The sequence below is a fragment of the Dolichospermum sp. FACHB-1091 genome (genome assembly GCF_014697585.1).
Taxonomy (GTDB): domain Bacteria; phylum Cyanobacteriota; class Cyanobacteriia; order Cyanobacteriales; family Nostocaceae; genus Dolichospermum.
On the sequence record NZ_JACJSB010000028.1, the window covers coordinates 17,665 to 36,741 of the forward strand.

Annotated in this window: 23 protein-coding genes and 2 pseudogenes; 17 read left to right on the forward strand and 8 right to left on the reverse strand. The window is 35.0% G+C overall.

Annotation, left to right across the window (positions count from 1 at the left end):
• Positions 1 to 74 precede the first annotated feature (74 nt).
• From H6G25_RS16600 to H6G25_RS16610, 3 genes are all read left to right on the forward strand, one after another.
• Positions 75 to 821 carry a TdeIII family type II restriction endonuclease gene (locus tag H6G25_RS16600; protein WP_190393479.1) on the forward strand — a complete coding sequence of 249 codons (747 nt, stop codon included), beginning with the start codon at positions 75 to 77 and terminating at the stop codon, positions 819 to 821.
• A gap of 171 nt (positions 822 to 992) precedes the next feature.
• Positions 993 to 1,370 (forward strand): papain fold toxin domain-containing protein, encoded by a 378-nt coding sequence (locus tag H6G25_RS16605; RefSeq protein WP_190393443.1) that lies wholly within the window; start codon positions 993 to 995, stop codon positions 1,368 to 1,370.
• A gap of 12 nt (positions 1,371 to 1,382) precedes the next feature.
• Positions 1,383 to 1,799, forward strand: a complete 417-nt coding sequence (locus tag H6G25_RS16610) for a hypothetical protein (protein WP_190393444.1) — start codon at positions 1,383 to 1,385, stop codon at positions 1,797 to 1,799.
• A 131-nt stretch (positions 1,800 to 1,930) separates the two neighbouring features.
• Here H6G25_RS16610 and H6G25_RS16615 read toward each other — a convergent pair whose 3' ends face one another.
• The 4 genes from H6G25_RS16615 to H6G25_RS16630 form a co-directional block, all read right to left on the reverse strand.
• Complete coding sequence (locus H6G25_RS16615; protein ID WP_190393480.1) at positions 1,931 to 2,245, reverse strand: type II toxin-antitoxin system RelE/ParE family toxin; 315 nt, start codon at positions 2,243 to 2,245, stop codon at positions 1,931 to 1,933.
• 24 nt (positions 2,246 to 2,269) lie between these two features.
• Positions 2,270 to 2,512 (reverse strand): transcriptional regulator, encoded by a 243-nt coding sequence (locus H6G25_RS16620; RefSeq protein ID WP_028083810.1) that lies wholly within the window; start codon positions 2,510 to 2,512, stop codon positions 2,270 to 2,272.
• Between the two features lie 161 nt (positions 2,513 to 2,673).
• Positions 2,674 to 3,120: a PIN domain-containing protein gene (locus H6G25_RS16625; RefSeq protein WP_190393445.1), complete on the reverse strand. Its 447-nt coding sequence runs from the start codon at positions 3,118 to 3,120 to the stop codon at positions 2,674 to 2,676.
• Positions 3,108 to 3,326, reverse strand: a complete 219-nt coding sequence (locus H6G25_RS16630; RefSeq protein WP_015078641.1) for a hypothetical protein — start codon at positions 3,324 to 3,326, stop codon at positions 3,108 to 3,110. The genes H6G25_RS16625 and H6G25_RS16630 overlap by 13 nt, the downstream gene beginning before the upstream one ends.
• A 339-nt stretch (positions 3,327 to 3,665) precedes the next feature.
• Between H6G25_RS16630 and H6G25_RS16635 the strand changes: the two are divergent.
• The 10 genes and pseudogenes from H6G25_RS16635 to H6G25_RS16680 all read left to right on the forward strand — a co-directional run bounded on the left by H6G25_RS16635 (position 3,666) and on the right by H6G25_RS16680 (position 8,598).
• Positions 3,666 to 3,926 (forward strand): annotated as a pseudogene (locus H6G25_RS16635) (type II toxin-antitoxin system HicA family toxin).
• 52 nt (positions 3,927 to 3,978) lie between these two features.
• Positions 3,979 to 4,317, forward strand: a complete 339-nt coding sequence (locus H6G25_RS16640) for a type II toxin-antitoxin system HicB family antitoxin (protein ID WP_190370542.1) — start codon at positions 3,979 to 3,981, stop codon at positions 4,315 to 4,317.
• 107 nt (positions 4,318 to 4,424) lie between these two features.
• Positions 4,425 to 4,589, forward strand: a complete 165-nt coding sequence (locus tag H6G25_RS21325) for an element excision factor XisH family protein (RefSeq protein ID WP_242035000.1) — start codon at positions 4,425 to 4,427, stop codon at positions 4,587 to 4,589.
• Positions 4,577 to 4,907 (forward strand): annotated as a pseudogene (locus H6G25_RS16650) (XisI protein). The gene H6G25_RS21325 and the pseudogene H6G25_RS16650 overlap by 13 nt, the downstream one beginning before the upstream one ends.
• A gap of 20 nt (positions 4,908 to 4,927) precedes the next feature.
• Positions 4,928 to 5,239, forward strand: coding sequence for a HigA family addiction module antitoxin (locus H6G25_RS16655; protein WP_190393446.1), 312 nt, complete (start codon positions 4,928 to 4,930; stop codon positions 5,237 to 5,239).
• Positions 5,240 to 5,321: 82 nt separating this feature from the next.
• Complete coding sequence (locus H6G25_RS16660) at positions 5,322 to 5,951, forward strand: Uma2 family endonuclease (RefSeq protein WP_190393447.1); 630 nt, start codon at positions 5,322 to 5,324, stop codon at positions 5,949 to 5,951.
• Positions 5,952 to 6,004: 53 nt separating this feature from the next.
• Entirely contained in the window at positions 6,005 to 6,847 is an 843-nt protein-coding gene (locus H6G25_RS16665) for a ParA family protein (protein WP_190393448.1), read from the forward strand.
• Positions 6,844 to 7,683, forward strand: a complete 840-nt coding sequence (locus H6G25_RS16670; protein ID WP_190393449.1) for a hypothetical protein — start codon at positions 6,844 to 6,846, stop codon at positions 7,681 to 7,683. The genes H6G25_RS16665 and H6G25_RS16670 overlap by 4 nt, the downstream gene beginning before the upstream one ends.
• 252 nt (positions 7,684 to 7,935) lie before the next feature.
• A complete protein-coding gene (locus H6G25_RS16675) occupies positions 7,936 to 8,409 on the forward strand; it encodes a type II toxin-antitoxin system VapC family toxin (RefSeq protein ID WP_190393450.1) in 474 nt (157 codons plus the stop codon).
• A gap of 3 nt (positions 8,410 to 8,412) precedes the next feature.
• On the forward strand, positions 8,413 to 8,598 hold the full coding sequence (locus H6G25_RS16680; protein WP_015078638.1) for a hypothetical protein: 186 nt from the start codon (positions 8,413 to 8,415) through the stop codon (positions 8,596 to 8,598).
• A 47-nt stretch (positions 8,599 to 8,645) separates the two neighbouring features.
• Here the strand turns inward: H6G25_RS16680 and H6G25_RS16685 are convergent, their stop codons facing one another.
• Positions 8,646 to 8,867 carry a hypothetical protein gene (locus H6G25_RS16685; protein ID WP_190393451.1) on the reverse strand — a complete coding sequence of 74 codons (222 nt, stop codon included), beginning with the start codon at positions 8,865 to 8,867 and terminating at the stop codon, positions 8,646 to 8,648.
• A gap of 669 nt (positions 8,868 to 9,536) precedes the next feature.
• On the opposite strand from H6G25_RS16685, the gene H6G25_RS16690 reads away from it, so the two are divergent.
• Positions 9,537 to 10,619 (forward strand): ATP-binding protein, encoded by a 1,083-nt coding sequence (locus tag H6G25_RS16690; RefSeq protein WP_190393452.1) that lies wholly within the window; start codon positions 9,537 to 9,539, stop codon positions 10,617 to 10,619.
• Complete coding sequence (locus H6G25_RS16695) at positions 10,610 to 11,473, forward strand: hypothetical protein (protein ID WP_190393453.1); 864 nt, start codon at positions 10,610 to 10,612, stop codon at positions 11,471 to 11,473. The genes H6G25_RS16690 and H6G25_RS16695 overlap by 10 nt, the downstream gene beginning before the upstream one ends.
• Before the next feature lie 258 nt (positions 11,474 to 11,731).
• Here the strand turns inward: H6G25_RS16695 and H6G25_RS16700 are convergent, their stop codons facing one another.
• Positions 11,732 to 13,753, reverse strand: coding sequence for a cation:proton antiporter (locus tag H6G25_RS16700; RefSeq protein ID WP_190393454.1), 2,022 nt, complete (start codon positions 13,751 to 13,753; stop codon positions 11,732 to 11,734).
• A gap of 84 nt (positions 13,754 to 13,837) precedes the next feature.
• On the opposite strand from H6G25_RS16700, the gene H6G25_RS16705 reads away from it, so the two are divergent.
• Together H6G25_RS16705 and obgE are read left to right on the forward strand one after the other, a co-directional pair.
• Positions 13,838 to 14,515 (forward strand): Mo-dependent nitrogenase C-terminal domain-containing protein, encoded by a 678-nt coding sequence (locus H6G25_RS16705; RefSeq protein ID WP_190393455.1) that lies wholly within the window; start codon positions 13,838 to 13,840, stop codon positions 14,513 to 14,515.
• A gap of 170 nt (positions 14,516 to 14,685) precedes the next feature.
• On the forward strand, positions 14,686 to 15,714 hold the full coding sequence (obgE, locus tag H6G25_RS16710) for a GTPase ObgE (protein ID WP_190393456.1): 1,029 nt from the start codon (positions 14,686 to 14,688) through the stop codon (positions 15,712 to 15,714).
• 36 nt (positions 15,715 to 15,750) lie between these two features.
• On the opposite strand, the gene H6G25_RS16715 is transcribed toward obgE, so the two are convergent.
• Positions 15,751 to 18,432, reverse strand: a complete 2,682-nt coding sequence (locus H6G25_RS16715; protein WP_190393457.1) for an AAA family ATPase — start codon at positions 18,430 to 18,432, stop codon at positions 15,751 to 15,753.
• Positions 18,429 to 18,869 carry a hypothetical protein gene (locus H6G25_RS16720; RefSeq protein ID WP_190393458.1) on the reverse strand — a complete coding sequence of 147 codons (441 nt, stop codon included), beginning with the start codon at positions 18,867 to 18,869 and terminating at the stop codon, positions 18,429 to 18,431. Before H6G25_RS16720 ends, H6G25_RS16715 begins: the two co-directional genes overlap by 4 nt.
• Positions 18,870 to 19,077: the final 208 nt, after the last annotated feature.

Below are 19,077 nucleotides of genomic sequence, written 5' to 3' on the forward strand. Positions count from 1 at the left end.
AAACTCGTGCATAAATTAAAGGTTATCTAGAAGGTTTTATCAAGGGTCTTATAGATGAGTATAAAGGGCGTAAAATTTTAAAGCCCACCAGTGCAGAAGAGTATTTATCAAGATCATCATCTAATGGAGAATTAAAACCATTTCAAGCAGCACTTATTCCTCCAGAACTAATACGTATTAATCAATTTGAAAGAGGTTTAAGTACAAAATTAGGTAATTCTTTTGAAGAATGCGCTCGTTTAATTGCTCTCGAACATCATCAAGATGTCCGTCGTGGTTACGATATTAAAAATCAGGTAAGTATTGCAGCTTTTGCAGAAGCTGAACTTCAAAAACAAAATTACGAATCTGCCGCAAAGCAGGAAAAAGAAAAACCATCTTTTCAGCAGATGATAACAGCAGTGATGAATGCTCGTGGTAGTAATGATTTAGAGCTAAAAATAGCTCCTGTTGATCTTTATATTCTTGCAAAAGATGGGACAGAATTTTTCTTTGAAATCAAAGCTCCCAAACCCAACAAAGGACAATGTTTAGAAGTTTTACAACGTTTGTTGAGGTTTCATTTACTGCACGGGGTTAACCGTCCTAAAGCACAAGCTTATTATGCAATGCCTTATAATCCTTATGGTGCAACTAAAGTTGATTATAAATGGACGCACGCAAAAAGTTATTTACCTTTTGATGAAGCTGTTGTTATCGGAAATGAGTTTTGGAATATTGTGGGGGGAGCAACTGCTTATGAGGAACTGCTAGAAATTTATCTAGAGGTTGGACGTGAAAAAAGTAAATATATGTTGGATACTTTAGCTTTTGGATTTTAAGACGTTGCCATTTTTGGAAGTTTATCAAAGCGATCGCTGTTTTGGGGTGTGGGAGTGCGTAAGCGTTGCGCTGCTGCAAGTAGTTTGCTTTTTGTGGGTGTAGCGAAATGCTCCGCAGCGATCGCTTTAGTGATAAAATAACCACTTATCTTTGACTCTTTAGGAGAAAACTTGATTCCAATTAGTATTGAGCAAATCTACAAAGTTAAAGAAATTATTGCCAAATATAAGAATCTGGAATGTGTTGAATGCGCTCAAGCTATCCAAGATTACTTGGTATCACAGAGAATTTCGGGAAAGCGGCTAAAAATTTATACAGGTTCAGGAATAGGACGCGATAGTTATATCTATGATGAAAGTGTTTCTGGGGATGCAATCTCTATTAATGGTCGTCATCAAGGGATTATGATTATAATAGATGGAGTAGAAATGATATTTGATAATCATCACCCTGATGGAATCATCAAAAATCAATGGTTAGCTAACTTACTGTTTTATAATAAACTGTATAACGGGCAGCAGTTCCAAATCACAGAAGAAACTTTTTAGGTGTTAAAGATTATGGAAAACAATCATCATAGTATTACTCTAATTCCCGATGAATATTTCTATGAAATGCTCCAAAGAATTAAACAAAGACCAGGAATGTTTCTAGGTCAATGTTCAATTACTCGACTAAGAGCTTTTTTAGATGGATATATGGGATCTAGGTCAGATTTAGGTTTACCACCAACTCAACAAGAGCTAGAATTTAATCAATTTCAAGAATGGGTACAGACAAGATTTAAAATTAGTTCTTCGCATGGATGGGATAGTATTATTCTTTTTTATTCTGCGGATGAAAGAGATGCACTAAATAACTTTTTTGAATTATTTGATCAATTTTGTAATAGCGAAAGTGCTACAAGAGAGGAGATGAGTCAAGAAAAACTTACTGAATCAAATCTTTCACTAACACAACAGAGAGTGACTGTATAATTACTTGGGATATCGCTTTTGGGGATGTGGGAAGTGCGATCGCTTTTTGGGAGTGTGAGAGGTGCGATCGCTTTTAGGGAATTTGGGGAGTGCGATCGCTTTTTGGGGATGTGGGGAGTGCGATTAAAAAATTAAACTTCCTCATCTAAGAATGGCAAGAGATCCTCTAAATCTCTCGCTCCATGCAAAACCCGTAGAACCTCCACCCGTTCCTCTTGAACCTTATAAAAAATCAAATAGTCCTTAAAATTCTTAATCCGCCACTGACGAATTGTTCCCATATCAGACAAAGACGACACAACCTTACCCATATTGGGAGTTATCGCCAATTGAGCAAAAGCATACTCAACAAACTCCAAAAACTTCTCCCCTGATTCCCGATTACCATTCACCAAAATATAATTTGCTTGTTGTCTAATATCCTGAGTAGCACGATTACGAATAATTAATTACCTGAAAAGCCATACTCACTACTGCGCCTTACCAAAGATTGATCGGCGCAAATCCTGCCAATATTCAGGAGTTACAGGTTCAGCTTCTGAGTCCAAACCTTCTTGCAACAAACTAGCTAATTTTGCTTGAGCATCCTTACGCCGTTGATCTTGCTGCAATAACATCAAAAAATAATCCGCCGCAGTAGCATAATTGCCAGATTGAAGCTGAACTTCAAGATAAGACTCAAGTTCTTTTGGTATCGGAAAACTCACATTCATAAGTTTCTAATATGAATAAAATTTTATTAGTATCTTATCATTTTTTATTCTGGTGATGAATTTAGGCGTAAGCGTTGCGCTCCGCAGGAATAGCTGTTAGTGGATTTGGAACGTGCGATCGCGCAAGCAATGACTTGTCAGTTCGCTATATTCAAAAATAATCAACTTATTAAGTTATTTAAAACCAAAACCGTTAACCCTGGTAAAGAAGGTAAACGAATATCATTTGTTAAGAAAAAAGACGCACCCCCATAAATAGCAGTGGCCATTTGAATAGCATCTAAAGAATGCAAATTATATACTGCTCTTAATTGTGCTGCTATTTCCGCTATATCTGGAGAAAGTTCTATAACCTTTAAAATTTCCTCATCCTCAAAGAGGATATCACGATACTGTTGAGATAATATTATATCCCCACGTCGCAAAGGATAAACTAATACTTCCAGTAAAGTTACAACAGATGTAATTACCTTAAATTCACGATTATTTAATGCTCTGAAAAACAGCCTTACCCTTTCTATATATTCAGGATTTTGCTCAATAAAGTAAATCAGTGGTGCAGTATCTAAAGCCACAGTTTCTCCCTGTAATTGTTCTATCCATTGCATTTTCCACGTTCCTGATTAACATATTCTTGAGCATCAATACCTTGCCAAATTTCCTTACCTAAACCTTCTAAATCTAGGATACTACGCTTTTTTGATTTATCTATAACGCGATTACGAACCACTGATATTAATTCAGCTACTAATTTAAGTTGTTCTTCAGCAGTTAAATTTTTAGCTTGCTGTAACAATTCTTGATAATTAGACATACATTTTTTTTCTTAAAAGTACCACTAAATTATATCATAATTTTATATAGGAATCGGGTTTGATTCTGTGAATTTACTTGTGTGGTCAGGGAACACAGGAAGAAAGACAGAATTGATACCTACTGAGTCTTGTATGGCTACGCCACGCAAGCTATCAAAAATCAAATATTATTCCTATATTTTGACAGTGATCGCTGTTTTGGGATGTGGGAGTGCGATAGCGAAGCGCGTAGGAATCGCTGTTTTAAGAGATACAATCACATTTTATTCAGAATATCTATTGACATGATATCATAATGTGATATCTTATATATTAGCTTCTGTTAAAAGTAAAAAAGGATGAATCTCAATAATAAACAGCAAAAGATTTTAGAATTAATTTTTACAAATCCTGTACCAGCAAATATTATTTAGCAAGATATAGAAAATTTATTTACAGCTTTAGGTGCTGATATTAGTCAAGGTAGCGGTTCAAGAGTTAGAGTTAAATTAAATGATGTTAGAGGTTATTTTCATGAACCACATCCAGAAAAAGAAACCGATAAAGGAGCAGTAAAAGCAGTGAGAGAATTTTTGATAAAAGCAGGAATTGAACCATAAATATTTTGTAATAAAATCAACCACAAAAAACTGAGTGAGGATTATTAAAATTATGTTGACTTACAAAGGATACACAGCATCAATTGAAGTAGATGTAGAAGCAGGAATACTTTTTGGTCGTGTTCTTGATATTAATGATGTAATTACTTTTAAAGCGAAAACGGTAGAAGAAGCACGTCAAGAATTTCAGACTTCTATAGATGGTTATTTAGCTTTTTGTGAAGAATTAGGAGAAGAACCGGATAAACCTTTTTCTGGAAAATTGCCATTTAGAACTACTCCAGAACATCACAGAAAAATTTTTATTGCAGCTAAAAAAGCTGGAAAAAGTATCAATGCTTGGATGGATGAAATTTTAATTAATGCTGCTGAAAAATCAGTTAAAGCATAGATTCAATATTTTTTCTAAGTTTTGAAGTCAAAAGTTTTTTATAAAGGTCGTCTGCTATTTCTGAATTTCACACAGCATTAGGACAATTTATTAACTATCGAGGTGCATTGAAAAGATTAGAACCGGAGCGTGTTTTATATTTAGCAGTACCTTTAACAACTTACAAAACATTTTTTCAACTTGACTTTCCCAAAGAGATGATTTTAGAAAATAGTGTAAAAATGGTAATTTATGATGTAGAGAAAGAGGTGATTTTTCAATGGATAAATTAACTCAATACCGTCAAATAGTTCAAGAAATATTAAAAGAATATGGTGAAGCACAACCAGCTTACGGCAATATAGAAGTTGAGACGATTTTTGATACAGAACGTGATCATTATCAAATAGTTCATGTTGGTTGGGAAGGTCAAAGTTGGGTACATAGTTGTATCATTCATATTGATATTAAAGGTGGTAAAATTTGGCTGGAATGGTACTGAGGATGATATTGCTGCTAATTTAGTAGCTGCGGGAGTGAGTAAAGAGGATATTGTGTTAGGTTTTCAGTCTCCTTTTATGAGGAAGTTTACAGAATATGCTGTGGGTTAATTATTTAAGGAATATTAATTATGAATAATTGGCAAAATATTACTGATGAGAGATTAGCAAGACCAATACATCCAGGTGAAGTAATATCAGATATTTTAGATGATTTAGAAATTAATTATCACGATTTTGCCGAAGTTTTAGGAGTATCTCATCAAACAATTCAAGAAATTATTAATGGTGAAAAATCAATTACTGTAGATATTGCCATTCGTCTGGGTAAAGCGTTGGGTAATAGACCGAGATTGTGGTTAAATCTTCAGCAAAAGGTTGATGTTTGGGATGCTTTGCAAACTTATCAGGAAGAATATAATAAAGTCATGAACTTGGTTTAATAATTAGCTTTAATAATTAGCAATATTTAAGATTTATTAAATATAATATACCAATACCTAAAAATCAGATTAATGGTATATAATGGGAGATGAAATAGTTAAAAATATTGCCTTAACTTTTTATGAGGATAGGACTATGAATGCTTTAACTGTCAATTTTAAATCAGTAATAGAAATGACTGATGAGCAGTTTTTTGAGCTATGTCAAAACAACCGCGACTTGAGATTTGAAAGAAATGCAAATGGGGAATTAATAATTATGCCACCAACGGGAGGAGAAACGGGAAATAAAAATGCGAGAATTACTCAACAAGTAATGAATTGGACTGATGCTGATGGTACTGGGATAGCTTTTGATTCTTCTACTGGTTTTAAGTTACCTAATGGTGCAGATCGTTCTCCTGATGCTTCTTGGATTAAGTTAGAAAGATGGAATGCTTTAACTGATGAGGAAAAACAAAAGTTTCCTCCTATTTGTCCTGATTTTGTAATTGAGTTACTTTCTCCTAGTGATAGTTTGAAGACTACACAGGAAAAGATGAGAGAATATATAGATAATGGTGTGCATTTGGGTATATTAATTAATCGTAAATCTCGTCAGGTGGAAATTTATAGACCTGGTAAGGAGGTTGAGGTTTTGGATTCTCCTGTTACGGTTTCGGGGGAAGATGTTTTAAAGGGGTTTGTTTTGAATTTGGGGATGATTTGGTAATATTGTAAATGTGTTAAATTAGACTTTGAGTATTAAAGGGGTAATCATCTCGTATGGCAACAGTAGTTTCTATGATTAATATGAAGGGTGGAGTGGGTAAAACGACACTAACCTTTAATCTTGCTTGGTATTGTGCTTGCAAAGCTAACTTAAGAGTATTAGCTGTTGATTTAGATCCACAATCTAACCTAAGTCAGTATTTCCTGGGGGAAATAAAGTATCAAAATTATATTTTGGATAACGATAATCAGAAAACAATTGTTGATATATTTGAGCGATTTACACCAGAACGGAAGTTCCAACCAGAAGATGTTATCAAAATCCACAATGATGAATGGGAGGATCGTGGTTTGATAGATTTGATCCCATGTACGTTAGAACTTAATAAAACTCTAAAAAATCCAACAAGTAAAGCTGAAAGATTGAAGAAGTTTTTAGACCAATTAGATGATAAATACGACCTCATAATAATTGATTGCGCTCCCACAGATTCAATTCTTACTACGGCAGCATATTTTGCTAGTGATCACCTGATTATACCCGTTAAACCAGAATTTTTAGCTAAGATAGGTTTACCACTCTTACGTAAATCTCTTATGGAACATTATGAAGATTATGATAATAACGCTAAAATTAGTGGAATTATTTTTACTGGTAACAAAAAAAATAGCTCCACTAGCCAAAAAGAAGTTTCCAAAGATGTTATTAGTTTTGCTATAAACTATGGATATTATGTATTTAAGAATGAATTTTATCATTCTGATTTCTATCCATCTAGTTCAAAAGATGCCAAACCAATTTTTATGGTAGATCGTGTACAAACTCAAGTCGAGGAACAACTTTATCAAGTCGGTGAAGAATTTTTAGAAGTTATAGGATTACTAGGATTACAATGAAAGACAAAAAATTTTCAAGTGCTATGAAAATAGCTATAATGATTGCAATTATTAATGAGTTTCCTGAAAGTGAAATTAATCAAGCATTAGAGCTTCTGCAAGAAGAAGAAATAGATTCTAGCCTTTTTTCTTATTTGGTTAGTTCTCAGACAAGTAAAAATTCTGCTGGGAATAAAAAAACTAAGTTAGATGATCAGCCATATCGCCAAAACTTGTTAAAACTTAAGAAAAAAGACAGTAAAAAATATCAACTATTATCAGATTTGGATAAGTGGATGAGAGATGGTTACACATTAAAAAATGATTCTGAACTAATAGATTTATACAAATCTTACCTAGAAGATTATTTAAAGCATACACCACGTAATAAATTGATTAGTAAGTTTATAGACTTATTAATTGAAGCAGAAAATGGTAAAATAGAAGAATTACATTCATCTATGTCTGCAAATATAGCAAATGCAGGTAGTAGTTTTTTAAATTTTAGTGATTCTATGTCAAGAAAAAGACATAGAACTAGCAATGAGAAACAAGAATCAAGTTTAACCATCGAGAAACCAATAGATGATAATTCAGCAAAAGATAATAAAAAAATCTTAGGTAATAGCAGCGAAATTAATTCATCAGACAGAGAAAAAATATCTCCAGAACCAAAAGGAGAATCATCTTTAGATACCTCAGAAGAAGATAAAAAAATATCTCCACAGAGACAAGAAGAAAAAGATTTAGAGAGAGAAACAACAATCATGAACGAAAAAACAAATGATAATTTATCAGAACTACCAGCAGAAACACCAGAGGATACAAAAGAAACCGACTCTAACAATAGCAAGTAACTGTGCGATCGCTGTTTGGAGATGTGGGGGTGATGCGATAGCGAAGCGCTCCGTAGGAATCGCTGTTTTGGGGGATGTGGAGGATGTGCGATCGCTGTTTGGGATGTGGGGATGCGATCGCTTTTGGGGATGTGGGAAGTGCGATCGCTTTTTGGGAGTGTGAGAGGTGCGATCTTTTTACCTTAGTTATTGCTTTTTGATAGAGAAAGATTTAGGTTGGTTACAATAAATCCATCAATAGCACATAATATAATGAGTGAAACCGTCTACATAGAAACCAGTGTTATTGGCTATTTAACAGCCAGATTCACCAAAAATTTAATTATTGCAGCCAACATGGAAACGACGAGAGACTGGTGGGAAAATCGCCGTCATGATTTTAATCTTTACATTTCTCAAGCTATTTTAGATGAAGTTGCCGCAGGAGATTTAGAAATAGCTAATAAACGTCTAGAATTGCTAGAAAACTTTGAACTTTTATCAATAAACGAAACTGTTATAAATCTTGCAGAACAATTTATTAATAAAAGTAACCTACCTTCTAAAGCTGCCACAGATGCAATACATATTGCACTAGCTACAATTCATGGTATCGATTATCTGTTAACATGGAATTGTAAACATATTGCTAACGCACAAATTCAGAAAAAATTGGCTCAAGTCAGTTTAGACTTTGGGTATGAAATGCCAACTATTTGTACACCTTACGAATTAATGGAGCGATAAATTATGTGGGAAGATGAAATTGTAGAAGAAATTCATCACGTTCGAGAAGCCTACGCTAAGTCCTTTAACTATGATTTGCGTGCCATATTTTTGGACTTACAAAAAAAGCAAAATTCAAGCGGACATAAAGTTGTTACACTACAACCAAAACTAAGGTCTAACAAATTATTGGAAGGTACAAAATCATAAATAAATGCGATAGCGAAAACTAACCTAGTAATCTCTGTGTAATTTATTTAACTATTCCATGAATCACGCTCCTGATTGACATATTCCTGAGCGTCAATATTTCCCCAAATTTCCTTACCTAAACCACGCAATTCTAAAATACTACGTTTTGGTTTTGATGTCATTTTCAATTGTTGACGAATTAAGATAGATAAATTTTCGACTAATTTAAGCTGTTCTTCAGGAGTCAGATTTTTAGCTTGTTCTAACAATTCTTGATAATTAGACATACATTGTTTAATCCTCTTTTATCCACAGGAAAATACTCTCAATATCAGCAATAGCACTAGGTGAAATCTCAATCCGGTATGCCTTATGTTTCCTTTTTGTTCCTCGCTGAAATTCTGATAGGGGGTGAATATTGCTTAGGCTAAACATCATAATTTTAAGAAATTATTTGATAATTTCATGTTAATAGGACTTACGCAAGATTCATGGAATAACGAACCACTCCAGGCACAGAGGTCACGGAGAAATGAGGATTTGAGAGATATTTTGCGTAAGTCCTGGTTAATTGCATGAAAATACTTTGTCAAGAGGACAGATCGCTTGTTTGAGATGTAGGGAGAGTGATATAGCAATCCTAAATGATACGTGAGAGTTCAATAAGGCTAAAGTGCTTATAAAACAAGGATTTTTATCTACGTATTTTCTCAAGGTTGGGGTAGGATTGCTATAGCGCAAGTGCTGACTTGTCAGTTCGCTGTTTCGGGGATGTTGGGGTGCGATTTATTTTTGGTATACCAACATATTTTTGATATAATAAGTAGGTCAACGGAAAAAACGAGATAAGTAACGAAAAGTAAAGTTGCCCAAAACCTCTTCCCAGTTAAGAGTTCCCTTGTCATAACGACAATTTTTAACGCCAACCTAAGAGATTATACATAATCAAAAAACTTATGAAAATTGAATCAATATCTATTCAAAACTTTAAACGATTTGAGAATTTACCTCCTATTTCTTTTAAACATAAAACCTTACAAGAAGTCAGTGATCAGTTTCTAATTTTAGGTGATAATGGTTCAGGTAAAACAACCATTTTGCAAGCGATAGCCTTACCATTAGCATTAGCTACTAAGAAAATTCAAAAAGTAGCTGATTTTAATTGGATAGGATTTTTAGCTAGTCGGTATTGGCGATGGGGAACACCTCACATTGAACTAGAAATATCTTTTGTGGATGAAGAAATAGAAGCGACAAAAGAAGTAGCTAAACTTTGGTTTGATTCTTTACCTGATTACTTCCGAGATAGAAGAGAATTCATTGAACCAGCAGATAAAAAAATATTGAGAGTTGTCTTAGATGGTGAAGATTGGGAAGTAGGAGATGATGAAAAAGATCGGTTACAATTTCAAGGACGCTATTATGTCCAAAAAACTCTCAAAAAAAACCCTAGCATTCGCTCAAAATTTGCTCAATTACCGGGAATATTTTGGTTTGATCAATATCGTTTAAAAACCAGTGATAGTGGTAATACAGAAGATGGTAAAAAAGATGATATAGCATCTATTGAAAGTATAGCCAGTTTACGTCCTTATTTACTCGATTGGACAGAAAAAAGAAAAACACCTAATTATCATTCTGAAAATGATTATTACCTCAAATTAGAAAATTATTACAAACGTATTTTTAAAGGACGTTCATTTGCAGGATTAGAACCATCTAATAATCAAGGAGATGAACCATTTTTTGTTCTTAATGACGAAAATAGAAACTATGACATTGTAGAAATGTCTGGCGGTGAATATTCAGTTTTCCCGATTTTATATGAATTTGTTCGTCAACAAATTGCTTATTCAATTGTTTTAATTGATGAACTTGACTTAAATTTACACCCCCCTTTAGCTCAATTCTTCGTTAACCAATTACCTCAAATAAGTCCCACCTCTCAATTTATTTTTACCACTCATTCAGAGGCTGTTACCGAAATTATTGGTAATGATGAAATTTATCGTATTAAAGGGGGGAGATTATGTCTGTAAGTTTATTATACTGTGAAGGTGGAAAAAAGAAAATAGACAGTCGTGTTCTTAATTTATTTTTAAGCGACTTATGTACAGTTCAATCTGTTGGTAGTAAATACGCGTTTAGGGAAAAAGTTTTAATCAGTAGAGAATTGAAACCTGATACAATTATTGCAGGTATCAGAGATAGAGACTTTGATGATTTTGCTCAAAATCCATCTTCACCTCAATTTATACCAAGAAACTGGATAGTGCAAGATAACCAAAACTTTATTCAAATTGGTTGGTATTGGGAAAGAAAAGAAATAGAAAATTACCTAATTGATCCACAAATAGTTATTCCAGTTTTAGGTAAGAAAGCGCCGACTTTATCTGCTGAATATCAAAGAATTTTAGAACAAGCAGCTTTAAAAATTGCTACATATACAGCAGCAAGAATAGCATTATCATTATGTCGTGTTCCTCGTTTATTACCTTTACCTAATGATTGGGGTGAAGAAAGATGGAGTACGAAATTTCCCTTTGGACAAATAATAGATGCAGCATCTTGTCTTTTAGAAATTCAACGGATTCATACCCAATATACAAACACACAAATACCTCAAGAGAATGATATTGTTGAGAGGCTTACACAAATGTTAACTTATTGTCAACCAGGCGGATTTTACTTTGAAAATCAGAATTATTTAACTTTTTTTGCAGGTAAAGATTTACTTTGTGCTATGGAAGAAGATTTAGATCGTTTGGGATTGGGTACTCCTGCTGATTTTAAAGAAAGAATGTTAGTAGGTATGAGAAAAATTAGTGATATTTGGCAATACTTACCTGAATGGCAAAGATTACGACAATTAATCGAAACATATTCAATCTAACACAATGTATCAAGGGAAATGTAGAGAATGCGATCGCGTTTGGCGAATAACTTTTAAAGTTGAAGATGTTGATGCTTATGATGTCAATTGAGAAGATTACCATTAATGTTGTGTTAATATGGTAGTAAATATCGGTAATATTCTGTATTTTTTGGTAGAGAAACTTAAAATAAACCAGAAAAATTAGATAAATGAAATTTTTCTGGCTGCAATTTTTCAAAAATATCAATAATCCGAGTGACATCTGCGGAGTGTGGGTTATAAACCAGGAAAAATAGTGATTTTACCCTCGGCAATTTCGACTAGGGCATTGAGTTCCTGATTTGATCCTACCACCAACAAGCGATCGCCTAAAAGAAATGTAGTTTGATGATTAGGATAATCTATTTCTTCACCATCAGCACGACGAATAGCCATTAAACTGACTCCAGTTAAATAACGCATATTCACCTCTTCTAAAGTCATCCCAATAAAAGGAGAATTTGCTGGTAAATCATACCAACGACGATTTAGATCACGAGTTACCTTTTGTAAATACTGAGAAACTTCAGCAGGAGAACGTTCAGGACGTAAATCTAAATAATGATTTTGGCGAATTTCTTGCATTTTTTGTTGTAGCAAATCTGGCAACAAACCCGCACCAATTAATAGGTGATTTGCCATTTCTAAACTAGCTTCAAATTCGGGTTGTATTACTTCCTTTGCTCCCAATTGATAAAGAACCTCAATATTTTTATCTTGAGTAGCACGGACAACTGTATCTAATTCTGGACATAGTTCTAAAGCCCGTTTTAAACATAGTCGAATACTTGCCGGATCTGGGAGAGCAATGGCCATACCTTGAGCGTGACTTACTCCAGCAGTTTCTAATACATGAAGACTGACAGAATTACCATAAACATAGGGTATACCCGCTTCCCGTAACTGCTGAATACGACTTTCCGATTGGTCAATAACCACCACAGGTAATTGATATTGCTGTAACAACTTCACCAAATTCTGACCAATGCGGCCATAACCACAAACTACTATATGATCTTTCTGTGGCAAATCTGCCGATAAATCAAGAGCTTGATCATTGACTAAATAGGATTTAAGCCAAGGAATAGATTCCGCAAAATCGAATAAAAAAGGTAATAATCGCAGGACAAACGGAGTTAACATTAAAGTAACAGCCGTAGTTCCTAAAATTAGTAAATATATGCGCCGAGAAACCAAACCCAAAGCTTGTCCTTCACTAGCAAGAACAAAAGAAAATTCTCCAATTTGAGCTAGTCCCAAACCAGCAATTAAAGCAATTTTTAAAGGGTAGCGAAATAGCCTTACTAAAGGAGTAATAATTAAAAACTTACCCACAAAAACCAAAGCCACTAATCCCAGAATTAATTCCAGATTTTGCCACAAAAATACCGGGTCAATCAACATCCCAATGGCTGCAAAAAACAAACTAGCAAATATATCGCGTAAAGGTTCAACAATAGTTAAAGTTTCATCGGCGTATTCCACCTCAGAAATCATCAAACCGGCGACAAATGCACCCATTTCAATAGATAACCCTAAATATTCTGTCAGGAGAGCAATTCCCAAACAGATTGATACAACACCTAATAAAAATAACTCCTTACTTTCCGTACCAGCTAATAATCTTAATAAACGTGGAATTAACCAAATTCCCGCCGCATAAGCGCCAGCCGCAAATAAACCAATCTTCACCAAAGCCATAACCACAGCTACACCAATAGCTTCTCCTGGTTGGTGGAGGGCTGGTAATACCGCTAACATTAATCCTAGAGCTAAGTCCTGGACTACCAAAATCCCTAGCATTACCTGTCCGTGGGGTGTTTCCGTTTCATTGCGTTCCATCAAGCATTTGAGGACTACAGCAGTGGAAGACAAAGACAAAATCGAACCCAGGAATACACCTTTAGCAGGTAAAGTTCCCCATGCGCCAGTAATACCACACACCAACACAGTGAAGATAATAGTGAGGATAATTTGTAAAGTACCACCTCCCAGGGCAATGGCCTTAACCTTCTTGAGTTCCGTCAAAGAAAATTCCACACCCAAAGCAAACAACAAAAAAGCCACTCCAAACTGGGCTAGAGTTTCTACCTGGACAATTTCCTTAATTAACCCTAGTCCTGTTGGTCCGACAACCATACCACCGATGATATATCCTAATAAAACAGGTTGCTTCAAAAGCACCGCCAATAGACCACCACAAGCGGCGACAGCAAACACCGAAACCAAATCAACTATTAAGCGAAAATCTTCTTGCACCAGTTTTATTCAACTACTATAAACAACTATATAGATTCAAGATAGCTTAATATTGACTAAGAAAAATTTGAGGCGTGAATTATTATGATCAATGTTACTCAAACTCCTTACAGTAGCGAACAAATTATTGCTTGGTTGCGTGGATTACTGACAATTGCTTGGGCAGATGGTAATTTTAATGCTCAAGAACAGGAATTAATTACTAATCTAACCAAAAATGAATTAGCCCCTGCGGTGGAATGGGATAGCCTAGAAATAATTGGAGTTGATGAATTAGCGGCTATATTGGGTAAAGGTACACCCATAGCGGAAAATTTTTTGCGGACAGCGGTAATGGTAGCGATCGCTGATGGTATATACTCTCCTAGTGAAGATGATCTACTTCAGCAATTATGTCAAAAATTAGAACTGCAAGAAAGTTTACTCACAGCTTTACGTCATACCCTAGAGGATAGCACACAAACCCAAGATTCCCCACCGGCTGGACTTCAACCCCCCGCAACACCTGATGTTTTAAATCCTTTGCGTCAATGGTTAGACGGGTTGGATATTCAAGATCCCAGAGTGGCGAGGTTTTTGTGTAAAATGATTCCTTCCCAATGTCCCTTTGAAAGAGATGTAACTTTATTTGGCCGGAAAATAGTTCATATTCCTCCACTTTGTAAAATTAACCCCCTTTATGAACAAATGGTAGGTTTACGCTTCCGCGCTCTTTCATACTTAGCAGATGACTGTGGTGAGGATATTACACCTTATATTTAAAGTTAATAGCATTTCCCATCTTAGTTAGGTACAAAAATAGAGAAGTTCACCACAGATAAAGGCGGATAATTTTGTACCTCAGTGGACTAGAAAATGGTATATTACCGAATTACCGAAAAATATATTGGTAATTTTTCAAAAAGAAAATGACAACTGATAACTGACTAATTATGCAATTTATAGACCAATCAGTAATTGAAGTAGAAGCAGGTAAAGGAGGTGATGGTATTGTCGCTTTCCGAAGAGAGAAATATGTACCCGCAGGGGGTCCTTCTGGGGGAAATGGAGGCAAAGGTGGTTCAGTAATTTTTGTGGCTGATACCAACCTCCAAACCTTACTAGATTTTCGATATAAACATCTGTTTAAAGCCGAGGACGGAGAACGCGGTGGTCCAAATAATTGCACTGGTGCAGGGGGGAAAGATCTAATTATCGAAGTTCCCTGTGGTACTGCTGTTTATGATGCGGTAACGAGTGTTTTACTATGCGATATTATTGAACCTGGACAAGTTTTTCGTGTTGCGGAAGGTGGAAAAGGTGGACTGGGAAATCAACATTTTTTGAGTAACCGTAACCGTGTTCCAGAATATGCACTTCCTGGTTTAGAAGGTGAAAAAAAGGTATTACGTTTAGAGTTGAAACTGTTAGCAGAAGTGGGAATTATTGGTTTACCAAATGCTGGTAAATCTACATTAATTTCTTCTTTATCGGCTGCGCGTCCCAAAATAGCTGATTATCCATTTACTACCTTAATTCCTAATTTGGGTGTGGTCAAAAAACCCACGGGTGATGGTACGGTTTTCGCTGATATTCCTGGTTTAATTGCCGGTGCTTCCCATGGTGCGGGTTTAGGTCATGATTTCCTACGTCACATTGAACGGACAAGGGTTTTATTACACTTAATTGACGCGACAAGTGAAAATGTCATTGCTGATTATCATACCATTCAAGAAGAACTTAAAGCCTATGGTAGAGGTTTAGCTAAACGTCCGCAAATTTTAGCTTTGAATAAAATAGATGCTGTTGATAGGGAAACGGTTGATTTAGAGGCCTTAGCTACTCAATTAAATCATCTAGCTTTAGCTCCTGTTTTCATAATTTCCGCTGTAACTCGCACTGGTTTAGATCCCATGATGCAGGAAATTTGGCGGATTTTAGATGAAATTAATGCCTTGGAAGCCCAGGAGGTTGGGGTTTAATTGGTGGGTTGATTTTGTTATTTTAACTTAGTTTCGCTATCGTTGTCCCTTACGAACCATCCCTAGTCCATACAGGTACAATTCAGTAACTGCATAGACGCGAGGAGGAGAATCTTTGGGACGAGAGCGTTCTGTCAAAATACCAGCATCAACCATATCCTGAATACGCAGCGCTAATTCACCATCCTGCACTTTCCATATTTCAGCTAAACGATTTTCATCAATAGGAGAGCGTTCACCTTGAAGTCTTTCTAGAAAATCTTTCAATTCAGGATATTCATTACGAACCTCAGCCACACGCTGCTGGGAAACACTAGGAAAAGCATTAATTAAAGCTTTTGGTCGCAATGTTATTTCTAAGGAATATTCTGTAGAAAATCCTTTTTCAATTTTGACAGCTTCTTCTAAGAGTAATATTAAACTGCGTGGAAAACAGTTTTTTTGACTATCTGCAATACGAGTTCTCACCCAATTATAAGTATAGGCTTTATTACCACTTCCCATGCGCTCACCCCACAGGGGATAAAGACTTTGGCGCAATTGTTCCAGCACAATTATATCTAATCTTTCAACAGTAAGTCCTCCTAACGATTTGCTTAGAGATGGGGAACTTTTAAGGGCTTGACGGAGTACAAGTCGCCAAAGATCAGCTTCCTCCCAACGTAATTCTAGTGAACGTCCGCTGTAATGTCCTGTATTAGTAAAGTTAAATTGCTTCCAAATATCTTCACGTAAAAATATTTTAGGGACAATTTGTTTAAGATTTATACCACTTTCTAACCACCAGTCCAGCAAAGCTTCTAGGGATCTTCTCCGTCGAGCATAATCTTCTGGGGTAGAACCAAAACCTGCATCTAGTTCATCATATAATAGCCATACTACTTGATTTTTTTCTTGTAACGCTCGGTCAATTAAACGCAGTTCATCAGCAGCTTGTGGTTTCTTTTGTGGTGAGTTGGATCTTTCTACCAGCCATGTAATAATATCAGAGTGAGCAGGTTTTTCTTGATTACTTAATGCAACTAATTTTTCATCTAAACCAGGTAGTGAACGTAATTCAGTTAAACGATAACAAAGTTGTAAAAGAGCATAATTGAGCCAGAAAAATTGCCAGTCATTTGTACCAGCTTGATCTTCGTAGCTTTCAAGATCAAACCTATCTAAAATTGTGCTTGATACTCTAAGTTGACCATGACCAGAAACAAAGTGAACATGATCTAAATTGACATCCGATTGAGCTAGTTCTCTTGCTGCTGTTGGTTGTTCTACAAACAGTCTAAACAATAGGCTTTTACCTGTTCCTTTAGCACCACGAATTAACCAGATTTTATTACTCAAAAATCTAGGAAAATCTTCTGTACGTTGAAATATTTCTGAAATATTTTCTGGTTCTAGTTCTTGTGCTGTAGCTGCCTGAAATTTTAATTCATTAAGAATCTTTTTCCGATCATCAATAGTTTTACTAACAATACTGGATTTGATATCGGGTAAACTAGCATCAATAGTATCGGCAATTGGTATATATTCATCTAATAAACTTTTGGGTACATCATTAACTAGACTAGATAGAGTTGTGATGATAGGATTATAGAAAATTGTGTGATGTAGTTCATCAATTTTTGCACCGGCAGATATAGATAAATCATCTTCATAGCAATATTGATCAATCCAATTTTCAACTGTTCCGATTAAATCTTTATACTGATTAGGTGTAACTGATGGAATGGGAGTTAATAGAAATCTGACATCAGGCTTACCCTGATATTGTTTTTGTTTAAGAATTGCTTTGATTACCCAACGCAATCCTTGAAAACTTTGATCAGTTGGTGAAAAACAAATTATTGCTGTATCGGCTAAATCGAAAAGTGTAATTGCAGCTACATCATTAAATCCAGGACGAGCATCAATTAAAATTACATCCGGTTCTAGTTGCTGTTTAATATCTTCTATCAGTTGCTTAACTGGATTTTTTGCAGTCCGATAAAAAGAACGCATATCTAAATCAGCTAACCGATGAATATAATTTTCATCATATTCTCCTACGGGAACTAAATAAAGTTCCCCGCGAGTTTGTAAATTTATTTGTTGAATACAATCAAGAATATTAGGAATATTTTCTTCAGGAGTTAAAGACCTTTGATGTAGGTAATCCAAGACTCCAAAATGTTCACCGCTGGTCTTTTTAACATCTTCCTGAAACATAACTGAAATTCCCGGAGCTTCTAAGTCAAAATCTACCATGACTACACGACGATTGCGAGTTGCTAGTATCCCTCCTACTAACCCTAAAGCGGTGGATCTACCTACACCACCTTTAAATGAATAAAAGGTAACAATTAAAGGTTTTTTAACAGGAATATCTTCATCTACTTCTACCGCTTGATCAGGTTCGGGAGCCATTAAAATATCCGACCAAAGTGGTACTTTAACATATTCAGGAGGTTGTTTTATTGCTTCTTCTGGTGTTAGTAATTCATAGCCAGATATGGGATATTGACCAAGATTGAAATTAGGTTCAAGACTAGCTAATAATTCATCTATTTTTTGTTCTCTTTCAATTAAAGATTTACCTGCAAATTTTTGAGTAACTACTCTAATTTTTACCCAACCTAATGAAATCCTTTTGACACTCACTTCTACTTGTTCATCTTCACGGCTAAGATTTTCATGTAAGTGTTGATAAATAATCTCAGGTGTTAAGTTTATATTTTCTATCATGATGTCTCGTTTTGCTTTGCTAGAAAAAAGGTGTGTAATATTTTTACTGCTGCTATAAATTCTTTACTATCTTTTTCATCACCTAATTTATCGGAATATCTTAATTCATCATTAAGCCACATTGATGATACTAATTTCCATGCAGGTAATAAGATATTACTTCTATCTAATTGTATACTTTTTTTAGTATATTCTAACTCATTGAGTAAGTTTGTTAAATTATGCAAACTAGCACCTTGAATTTTCTGGAAAACGGTTGTTTCTTTAAAGTGGTTTTTTCGTTGTTCATAACATATTAGAGATTTTAACGCACATTCAACGGCATAACCACCGAGATAAATAGCACCCGTCCAACGTTTTTGTTTATGTAATGTTTCAGCATCTTCTAGACGACGACGAGAAGCACCTAGCTGACAGTTTCTATGATAAGTATCCATCAAGGAACATCCCTGGTATATACAACATAAAGAAAATAATCATTGTAATAATAACATTAGTGGCTCTATCATTCTGAAGATTCTCAAATCAATCATGGGGAATTATACCCCAAATCTAGCTTATATCACATCTTGCATTGATAAAAAATCTCATGGAATTGTTAATTAATATTAAATCAAGCCTCTTGAATTAGTCGTAAAAATAAAT

Coding starts and splice junctions, on each gene's coding strand:
- H6G25_RS16610 (WP_190393444.1), top strand. CDS start 1,383: ATGGAAAACAATCATCATAGTATTACTCTAATTCCCGATGAATATTTC.
- H6G25_RS16620 (WP_028083810.1), bottom strand. CDS start 2,512: ATGAATGTGAGTTTTCCGATACCAAAAGAACTTGAGTCTTATCTTGAA.
- H6G25_RS16625 (WP_190393445.1), bottom strand. CDS start 3,120: ATGCAATGGATAGAACAATTACAGGGAGAAACTGTGGCTTTAGATACT.
- H6G25_RS16630 (WP_015078641.1), bottom strand. CDS start 3,326: ATGTCTAATTATCAAGAATTGTTACAGCAAGCTAAAAATTTAACTGCT.
- H6G25_RS16640 (WP_190370542.1), top strand. CDS start 3,979: ATGTTGACTTACAAAGGATACACAGCATCAATTGAAGTAGATGTAGAA.
- H6G25_RS16655 (WP_190393446.1), top strand. CDS start 4,928: ATGAATAATTGGCAAAATATTACTGATGAGAGATTAGCAAGACCAATA.
- H6G25_RS16660 (WP_190393447.1), top strand. CDS start 5,322: ATGGGAGATGAAATAGTTAAAAATATTGCCTTAACTTTTTATGAGGAT.
- H6G25_RS16665 (WP_190393448.1), top strand. CDS start 6,005: ATGGCAACAGTAGTTTCTATGATTAATATGAAGGGTGGAGTGGGTAAA.
- H6G25_RS16670 (WP_190393449.1), top strand. CDS start 6,844: ATGAAAGACAAAAAATTTTCAAGTGCTATGAAAATAGCTATAATGATT.
- H6G25_RS16675 (WP_190393450.1), top strand. CDS start 7,936: ATGAGTGAAACCGTCTACATAGAAACCAGTGTTATTGGCTATTTAACA.
- H6G25_RS16680 (WP_015078638.1), top strand. CDS start 8,413: ATGTGGGAAGATGAAATTGTAGAAGAAATTCATCACGTTCGAGAAGCC.
- H6G25_RS16685 (WP_190393451.1), bottom strand. CDS start 8,867: ATGTCTAATTATCAAGAATTGTTAGAACAAGCTAAAAATCTGACTCCT.
- H6G25_RS16690 (WP_190393452.1), top strand. CDS start 9,537: ATGAAAATTGAATCAATATCTATTCAAAACTTTAAACGATTTGAGAAT.
- H6G25_RS16695 (WP_190393453.1), top strand. CDS start 10,610: ATGTCTGTAAGTTTATTATACTGTGAAGGTGGAAAAAAGAAAATAGAC.
- H6G25_RS16705 (WP_190393455.1), top strand. CDS start 13,838: ATGATCAATGTTACTCAAACTCCTTACAGTAGCGAACAAATTATTGCT.
- obgE (WP_190393456.1), top strand. CDS start 14,686: ATGCAATTTATAGACCAATCAGTAATTGAAGTAGAAGCAGGTAAAGGA.
- H6G25_RS16715 (WP_190393457.1), bottom strand. CDS start 18,432: ATGATAGAAAATATAAACTTAACACCTGAGATTATTTATCAACACTTA.
- H6G25_RS16720 (WP_190393458.1), bottom strand. CDS start 18,869: ATGGATACTTATCATAGAAACTGTCAGCTAGGTGCTTCTCGTCGTCGT.